Annotated in this window: 4 protein-coding genes; all 4 read right to left on the bottom strand. The window is 60.1% G+C overall.

Annotated elements, in window-relative coordinates; translation table 11 throughout:
* Positions 1–184 precede the first annotated feature (184 nt).
* Positions 185–664: an HIT family protein gene (locus PYV55_RS00880; RefSeq protein WP_275848390.1), complete on the bottom strand. Its 480-nt coding sequence runs from the start codon at positions 662–664 to the stop codon at positions 185–187.
* On the bottom strand, positions 661–4,623 hold the full coding sequence (locus PYV55_RS00875) for an FAD/FMN-binding oxidoreductase (RefSeq protein WP_275848389.1): 3,963 nt from the start codon (positions 4,621–4,623) through the stop codon (positions 661–663). The genes PYV55_RS00880 and PYV55_RS00875 overlap by 4 nt, the downstream gene beginning before the upstream one ends.
* Before the next feature lie 215 nt (positions 4,624–4,838).
* Positions 4,839–7,250 carry a DUF262 domain-containing protein gene (locus tag PYV55_RS00870; protein ID WP_275848386.1) on the bottom strand — a complete coding sequence of 804 codons (2,412 nt, stop codon included), beginning with the start codon at positions 7,248–7,250 and terminating at the stop codon, positions 4,839–4,841.
* The gene (locus PYV55_RS00865; RefSeq protein ID WP_275848384.1) at positions 7,247–8,950 is read right to left on the bottom strand and encodes a DUF262 domain-containing protein; all 1,704 of its coding nucleotides are present in this window, start codon (positions 8,948–8,950) and stop codon (positions 7,247–7,249) included. Before PYV55_RS00865 ends, PYV55_RS00870 begins: the two co-directional genes overlap by 4 nt.
* Between the last annotated feature and the right edge of the window lies 1 nt (position 8,951).

Below are 8,951 nucleotides of genomic sequence, written 5' to 3'. Positions count from 1 at the left end.
AACGACGACCCAAATCGTTTCCGCTGCTCACCGAACCCCGCCGCCGCGCTCGTGCTCGCGTTCGCCGGCACGGACATCCGAAGAAACTTAAGTAAGTGCCATTCGGGCTTGGCGCCCTTGTATCAAGCGCGAGCAGCTATTGATTTCGATGCAGCCATGATGGTGCGCGCGGCGCCACCTTGCATCACGCCGCATCGAGGCACTGCGCCAGCCGCGCCGCCATGCCCTGCTCGAGCGCCGCGCGCCGTGCCAGCAGCGCGGCCTCGTGCTCGGGCGCGCGCGCACGCAGCGGCTGCGCCCAGACGGGGCCGGGGAAGTGGCTGTCCCAGGCAAAGCGCGCGATCACGTGCCAGTGCAGGTGCGGCACCTGGTTGCCCAGCGCGGCCAGGTTGACCTTGGTGGGCGCAAGGTGCGCGCGCAAGGCTTCCTCGACCAGGGCCACGGCCCGCATGCAGTGCGAACGCTGCGCGGGCACAAGGTCGGTGAACTCGGCCAGGTGCGCATTCCAGACCACGCGGTAAAAGGCCGGAAAGCCCGCCTCGTCGGCGCGGATCACGCGCAGCTGCGCGCCGCGCCAGACGAGCGCCCCGCCCTCCTCTGCGCACAAGGCGCAGGCCGCCGGCGCGGCACGGGGTGTGGACTCTTTACCTATCGCCGCGCTCATACCAGCACCCGCTCTATCCCGCCCTGGTTCGCGCGCTCCACGTACTCGGGCAGCCAGTTTTCGCCGAGGATGGCGCGCGCCATTTCGATCACGATGTAGTCGGCCTCGAGCAGGCCGTTTTGCAGGTCGTCCTGGTAGCGGCTCAGGCCTTGCAGGCAGCTCGGGCAGCTCGTGAGGATTTTGAGGTTGCCGCTCTGGGCGACGGCACCGGCTCCGACGCCCGACTCCTGCATGCGCGCGCGCAACTGGGCCTCACCCTTTTGGATTTCTTCCTGCTTGCGAAAGCGCACCTGCGTGGCCACGTCGGGGCGCGTCACGCCCAGCGTGCCCGATTCGCCGCAGCAGCGCTCGCTCTTGAGCACCTGATCGCCAAGCAGCGACTTCACGGTCTTGAGCGAATCCTGCTGCTTCATGGGGTTGTGGCAGGGCTCGTGGTAGAGATAGGCGTTGCCGCCCGGCAGGGTGATGCCTTTTTCGAGCAGGAATTCGTGGATGTCGATGATGCGGCAGCCGGGGAAGATCTTGTCGAACTGGTAGCCCTGCAGCTGGTCGTAGCAGGTGCCGCAGCTCACGACCACGGTCTTGATGTCGAGGTAGTTGAGCGTGTTGGCCACGCGGTGGAACAGCACGCGGTTGTCGGTGATCATCTTCTCGGCGCGGTCGAACTGGCCGCTGCCGCGCTGCGGGTAGCCGCAGCACAAGTAACCGGGCGGCAGCACGGTCTGCACGCCCGCGTGCCACAGCATGGCCTGCGTGGCCAGACCCACCTGGCTGAACAGGCGCTCGGAGCCGCAGCCGGGGAAGTAAAACACCGCCTCGGTATCCGCCGTGGTGGTGGCCGGGTCGCGCAGGATGGGGACGTAATTTTTGTCCTCGATGTCGAGCAGCGCGCGCGCCGTCTTGGTGGGCAGATTGCCGGGCAGCTTCTTGTTCACGAAGTGGATCACCTGCTCGCGCAGCGGCGCCGTGCCCACGGTGGCGGGCGGGCGCCCGGTCTGCTTGCGCCCCAAGCCGCGCAGCGCATCGACGGCCAGGCGCTGCGCCTTGAAGCCCCAGTTCACCATGGCGCCGCGCAGCAGCTTGATGGTGTCGGGGCTGGTGGCGTTGAGCATGGACATGGCCAGCGCATTGCCCGGGCGCCAGCTTTTTTGCCCCATTTTGCGCAGCAGGTTGCGCATGTTCATGGTGACGTCGCCGAAGTCGATGTTCACCGGGCACGGCGTGAGGCACTTGTGGCACACGGTGCAGTGGTCGGCCACGTCCTCGAACTCCTGCCAGTGCTTGATCGAGATGCCGCGGCGCGTCTGCTCCTCGTACAAAAAGGCCTCGATCAGCAGCGAGGTTGCGAGGATCTTGTTGCGCGGGCTGTAGAGCAGATTGGCGCGCGGCACATGCGTGGAGCACACGGGCTTGCACTTGCCGCAGCGCAGGCAGTCCTTGACGCTGTCGGCAATCGCGCCGATGTCGCTTTGCTGCATGATCAGCGACTCGTAGCCCATGAGACCGAAGCTCGGCGTGTAGGCGTTGGTCAGGTCGGAGTGCAGCACCTCACCGGGTGCAGGATGTGGCCCAGAATTGTGAGCCAAATTGGCACCTAGTCCTGGTTCATCCTTCCCAAGCAGCTCCTGATTACGTAGCAGCTTGCCGCGGTTGAAATGCCCCTCGGGATCGACTTTTTGCTTGTAGGCGGCAAACGGACGCAGCTCCTCGTCGGTCAGGAACTCGATCTTGGTGATGCCTATGCCGTGCTCACCCGAGATCACGCCGCCCAGGCTGCGCGCGAGCCGCATGATGCGCGCCACGGCCTCGTGCGCGGTCTGCAGCATTTCGTAGTCGTCGCTGTTCACGGGGATGTTGGTGTGCACGTTGCCGTCACCCGCGTGCATGTGCAGCGCCACCCACACGCGGCCCTTGAGCACGCGCCGGTGGATGGCCTCGACCTCGTCGAGAATGGGCTGAAAGGCCGCACCCGTGAAAATCGCGCGCAGCGGCGCGCGCAGCTGCTTTTTCCAGCTCGCGCGCAGGCTGTGGTCTTGCAGCTGCACAAACAGCGCATCCACGTCGCGCAGCCACTGCTGCCACTGCGCGCGCACCTCGGCGACCAACGCCAGCGCCTGCGCCACGCGGTCTTCGAGCAGCTCGGCCGGGGCAATTTCGCCGGCCTCGTCGCTGCGGCCCAACGGCAGCTCGCCGCGCGCAAAAAAGGCTTCGAGCGCGTCGCACAGCTTGATCTTGTTGCGCAGCGACAGCTCGATGTTGATGCGCTCTATGCCGTCGGTGTATTCGGCCATGCGCGGCAGCGGGATCACCACGTCCTCGTTGATCTTGAAGGCGTTGGTGTGGCGACTGATCGCGGCCGTGCGCTTGCGGTCCAGCCAGAACTTCTTGCGCGCCTCGGGGCTCACGGCGATGAAGCCCTCGCCCGAGCGCGAATTGGCGATGCGCACGACTTCGCTGGTGGCGCGCGCCACGGCGTCCGCGTCATCGCCTGCGATGTCGCCGAACAGCACCATCTTGGGCAAGCCGCCGCCGTGCTTTTTGCTCTTGGTGGCGTAGCCCACGGCTTTCAGATACCGGTCGTCGAGGTGCTCCAGCCCCGCGAGCACCACGCCCGAGCGCTTTTGCTCGGAGAACATGAAGTCCTTGATCTCGACGATGCTCGGCACGGCGTCGCGCGCATTGCCGAAAAACTCCAGGCACACCGTGCGCGTGTGCGCCGGCATGCGGTGCAGCACCCAGCGCGCGCTCGTGATCAGCCCGTCGCAGCCCTCTTTCTGCACCCCGGGCAGACCGGCGAGGAACTTGTCCGTCACGTCCTTGCCCAGCCCCTCTTTGCGGAACACCGCACCGGGGATTTCGAGCTGCTCGGTGCGCACGGGCGTCTTGCCGTCGGCCGCGAAATAACGCAGCTCGAAGCGCGCCACGTCCACGTCGTGGATCTTGCCCAGGTTGTGGCCGATGCGCGTGACCTCGAGCCACTGCGCCTGCGGCGTCACCATGCGCCAGCTCACCAAATTGTCGAGCGCCGTGCCCCACAGCACGGCCTTCTTGCCGCCCGCGTTCATCGCGATGTTGCCGCCGATGCACGACGCCTCGGCGCTGGTCGGATCGACCGCAAACACCAGCCCCGCACGCTCCGCCAGATCGGCCACGCGCTGCGTGACCACGCCGGCCTCGGTCCACACGGTGGGCACTTCGCGCTCCAGACCTGGCAGGCGCAGCATCTCCACGCCCGACATGGCCTCGAGCTTTTCCGTGTTGATCACCGCGCTCAGCGGCGTGAGCGGCACCGCGCCGCCCGTGTAGCCCGTGCCGCCGCCACGCGCAATGATGGTCAGACCCAGATCGATGCAGCCTTGCACCAGCGCGGCCATCTCGGCCTCGGTGTCGGGCGTGAGCACGACGAACGGGTATTCGACGCGCCAGTCGGTCGCGTCGGTCACGTGGCTCACGCGCGAGAGGCCATCGAACTTGATGTTGTCGCGCGCCGTGCAGCGCCCCAGCGTGCGCAGCACCTTGCGGCGCAGCTGCACCGCCTGCGCAAGCTGCGCATCGAAGCGCAGCACGGCCTGCGCCGCCGCCTGCACGAGCTCGCCCACCATGCGATCGCGCTCGGCGTCCTCGCCCGGCGTGCGGCGCTTTTCGACCTCGGCAAGCCGATGCCGCAGCGCATCCACGAGCAGCTTGCGCCGCGCCGGGTTGTCCATCAGGTCGTCGTGCAGGTAAGGATTGCGCTGCACCACCCAGATGTCGCCCAGCACTTCATAGAGCATGCGCGCCGAGCGCCCCGTGCGCCGCTCCTTGCGCAGCTGGTCGAGCAAGCCCCAGGCCGCCGCGCCCAACAGCCGGATCACGATCTCGCGGTCGGAAAACGAGGTGTAGTTATAGGGGATTTCACGCAAGCGCACGGCCTCATCAGCCTGCGCCTGCAGTTGCGTTAACGCAATCGGAACGTTCATGGAGGATAGACCTGGAACGGACGCCAAGCGCCCATGAGCTTCGGGGCGCAAATTCTATGCGAGGGGGTTTGCCTGCGCCGGCGGAGGGCGAACGGCCGTAGGGGTTGCGGGGTCGTCGTTGCCGTTGAAGCCGCGCGCCTTGTCCAGATTGGCGATAAATACCTCACCTTTCGCAGATGAGAAAAACCCCCAAATTTTTATGCCCCAGTTTTTCTTTACATTCCGCAAGCGATTAAATTTCTCATGAGCTCAGCACCTTTGACGATGCGATCCTCGGTATCTACCCCGTTTTTTTGTGCGATGTCAAAGTCCCATTCAGAAGGATTGTTCGTATTTTTTTGAATACCCAATTGGATTGCAATTTTTGCAAACGCGGTTTGTTGCCCTTGATCCAGATTGCTTGTATCCAAGAGCCAACCGCGCGCCACACAACGAACCTTCAGGCCGCTTTGGCGTAACGTCAAATAACGGGCTTGCGTTTCGTCTCCAGGGAAGCAGCGTGGCCAGCCTTCGTTATCGATGCGCCCAGGCGGTATTCCGGCAGTTTCCACCAAAGCCAGCAGATAGGCATCATGGTGGTAGCTTCGGTTGTCACAGGAGTCGGATTTTGGCAGACAAATCGCATAGCCATGGTCCGGAGCGATGAAATACGTTCCGGCAAAAACGCGGTGTGCGCCGCGCATCACCTCGTATTTGGCAATGTAGTAGCGCCAATCCTTGGCAACAAGAGGGTCTTGGATGAATGCATCGATCACTGCTTGCGGCGATTTTCCGACCGCCATTTCGTCCAACAAGCCCATCAAAGCGACGCCGCTGGGGTGGGTGGTTTCGTTGTAGCGAAGGCGCCAATGATCTTCCCAAAGTGCGGTTTGCTTGGGAGCGCCTAGATAAGTCACCCAATAGCCTGAGCCATGCTTGTGATAACCACGCCCGCGATTTCCTTTCGCCACCAAAGCTGCGCTGACTTGATGGTACGGTTGGAAAAACAACGCATGAAATTGTGTGGCACGATTTTGAAATGTTGAGTTGCTCTGCTTCGGATCGAGATCGAAGGCCGTCAAGCCCCCACGCAGCAGTTCATGATCTTCCAGCTTGCAGACATCGTCGCGTAGATGAGGGTGAATGGATAAAAATTCTTGCTTTGCCTGCTCATTGCGTACTTGCACCTGATTGAAAGTTTTGACCTTCCCGAGAGGCTCGCCGGTCATAATGATTTCCACCTCCTGCAGCAAATCGGGCATGTTGTTGCGGGTATCGTCTGCACGAATTTCATTGCGCGAGGCCTCGATCAGGTTGCGCAAGAGGCGCAGACGGGAATGAATAGCCGACAGTTCAAGATGACTATTCATCAGGCCGCACAATACCCCGTAGAACAGCACTGTATGCGCTAATGACCAAGAACGTGTGCCGTATTCTACGCAGCAAGCATGAAAAAGGTCCACGCCTACAGCAGAATCGAACGCACCAAAATTGAACACACGCAACGGTGTTGTCGCGGGGTGGGCTTGGCGGGTAAAAATCTGAGAGAACAGTGCACTAATATCCTTGGGCTTGCGGATGCCATTGCCTCCGTTTTCCATCCATACATCCAGCGCCCGCACAATCCACTCGAAATCAGTGCGAGCACTTGGCGCATTGCGCCCCAGCAACGATTCAGAGAGAAGGGTCAAGGCCCTGAGATCATTGTGGTCCGTCTTCACGATGAACCGATGTTTCCAGGCCCGTACCTCGAAGAGAAACCGCAGATAACGCATGCATTCTTCATCGATCAGGTCGTTTTCACCCCGGTATTTCCAAAAAAGATCCGCCCAGTCGGTATCGATTTTGTGTGAAAAATCCTTGACTGCGGCATCGTCTTTTCCAAAATTCTGCTGCAGTAGCGCCTCCAAGTCCGCCTTGAAATTTTCGAACTCCGTCAGCGGCCTGCCGCGTGAATTCATTTTTACGTACAAGGTGTGGTTTAATTTTCCGGTTTTATCTGTCAAAAGTAAAAAGCGAATGGCCGGGTGATGTAGATCGATCAGGCGCTGCCAGGCAGCGGCTAATTCTGACGACTGTTTGCCTCGATAATGCGCATGCAGCGCATCTAGTACCACCAGCATACCCTGGATGGTGGGGTCATGCTTCCAAGTCGGAAGATAATCGGCCTGATCGCACAGCCATTCGGACACGGTCGATTGGCACATGTCCGGCTGGCATCGGGTTAAAAACTCGCAAAACGCCCGTGCCCCTGGGCGGGTGGCGTAGTGAAAGGAATGCCATGGCTGGGTACCGAGGGAGCCTTGCGGCTGCTGCCAAGCCAGATAACAGTGCAGCAAAAAAAGCGTAGTCAGGCGCTGTTGACCGTCCAAGGGATACAGCGTGCCATTGACCACGTCGCCGAAAACGAAGTCGAGATGAAGCTCCTTGCCGTTTACTTCCAGCGCGGCACACAGGTCGGCCAGAAAACGCTCGCGCACCTGGCGTACCTGTGCATCCTTGCGGCCTTGGGCATAGTCGCGTTGAAACAGCGGTATTTCTATCGCTTTGACTTCGGTACCGTTGATAGAATGATCAAACAGTTGTGCGAGGCTGGTCAAGGTGCCATTTTGCGAGGTGCCAGCGGTATTCATTGTGGTGTCAGTCATTTCAGGTAACCCGCCTTGTTCAAAGTGTCTTTGATTGCCAGGAAGTAGGCGTCTTTGTCGGCTGGGCTCCAAAAATGAAGCTGCAGCCGGTCTGCTGGGGAGTAGTACTTCAGAAAAACGTTGCGTGTGGCCATAGGGATATAGTCACCGCGCTTGTCCATTTCCAGCACTTTCTGCCGCTTGACCTCGAACACGGCGTTGCTCAGGGCGGCGTTGGCTCCGTGAGAAAGCAGCGCGAGGTTGCGAATGCCGTGGTCGGCCTCTGCGAGCAAGCCGCCGCTGAGCGTGCGCTGTATGCGCCCTGACAAGTCATTGAATTGTTCCCTGCGAAACTGCGAATCCGCCAAGCGCTGCGTGGCTTCGCCGATTTCGTCGGTCAAGGAATCTATTTCAGTGTCGTTGCTTCCGGAACGGATAGTTTGCAAGGCATTTTCGTGCTCTTGCAGCCAAACTTGCCATTGTTCTGCGCGGGTGAGATCCTGTGCATTTTGTGCGTGGACATGTTCGAGCGACCACCTTGTGTCAACGTGCTCCTTGAACGGGAAACGCTCGCGACAAATTTCGACGTTGAATAACAGCAACAAACGCTGCAATGTGGTTTTCGCACTGCTGTTTTCATAGCTCAAATCGCCAAGATCATCGGCCTTGATGTTCAATGTTTCGTTGATGCGTACCACAAGGGCTTTTTCGAAAGCTTGTTTGCCTTGCCCTTGGGACAGGAGCAGGATGTCACCAAGGCTCTTCCCGCAAGCCACCAAAAAGCCAATCTTGTTGTGCCAGCGGGGCTCCTCAAACCAACCCATAATTTGCGCGTGCAAAGCAACGATCTTCTTCCAGAACTCAAGGCTGCTTGCCTGGGCCTCGTTTTGCAGAGCATCAAAGGTGTGGTAACGACGAGCACCGGTCGCGGGTTTTTTTGCCAAGGTGTCGAGCAATAGGTCGATGCGCGTACCCCGCGTGTGATCGTGGTAATTTCTGGAGGCGACAAAAGCCCAGATATCGTCCCGCTGCAAATCGCGCTCGATGCCGTCCCATTGGGCGGCCACTTCAGTTTCTCGCCCTGATTTGACCTTTTCAATATTTGCCAGCAAGACCGCCTTGATGAGTTCAGAATCCGTCAAAGGAATACGGCCTTGGTTCAGGCGTGTGAACAGCGGTATCGGCTTTTCGGCCTCAGGAACTTCGTACCAAATGATGCGCACCGAGGTAGACAGGAATCGGAACATTTCATCGATGAGAAACTGCTGGTACGGCGCCCCCATCTTATTCACAAACCAGGCTGCGATCGTGGCATAAGCCTGATAGATGTGGAAGAAGTCAATGTTGTCGGTAGATCGGCCGGCATCGATGTTTTGCAAATAAGTAAGGCTTTCGGGGCGGGTCTCGTATTCCAGAGAATAGGGTATCGTGCCCTTTTGCATGAAGCGTAGAAGTATCCACAGCGTGGTGAGCCGCTGCTGACCGTCAATCAACTCCCAGGAACCCGAACCCAAGCCTTTGACGACGATCGGCTGCAGGCTGTAAGGCTCGCCACCGCTTTCCCAGATGTCGTCGAGTAATTTGGTGACTTCGTCCTTCGTCCAGCGATAGCCGCGCTGGTAGGAAGGGATGTAAAAGTTCCCCGCAATCCCTTGGGTGGGCTGGCGTGTGGTCGGATCGAGACCGAAGCTGATGGTTTTGTATTCCAATTTGTAGCTCATG

It is taken from the genome of Extensimonas soli, assembly GCF_029211265.1.
Lineage (GTDB): Bacteria > Pseudomonadota > Gammaproteobacteria > Burkholderiales > Burkholderiaceae_C > Extensimonas > Extensimonas soli.
The sequence above is the reverse complement of the archived record's forward strand: the minus strand, read 5'-3'. Positions and strand labels throughout refer to the sequence as shown.

Bases quoted from the DNA above. Each gene is read 5' to 3' on its own strand.
- PYV55_RS00880 (WP_275848390.1), bottom strand. From the start codon at position 664: ATGAGCGCGGCGATAGGTAAAGAGTCCACACCCCGTGCCGCGCCGGCG.
- PYV55_RS00875 (WP_275848389.1), bottom strand. From the start codon at position 4,623: ATGAACGTTCCGATTGCGTTAACGCAACTGCAGGCGCAGGCTGATGAG.
- PYV55_RS00870 (WP_275848386.1), bottom strand. From the start codon at position 7,250: ATGACTGACACCACAATGAATACCGCTGGCACCTCGCAAAATGGCACC.
- PYV55_RS00865 (WP_275848384.1), bottom strand. From the start codon at position 8,950: ATGAGCTACAAATTGGAATACAAAACCATCAGCTTCGGTCTCGATCCG.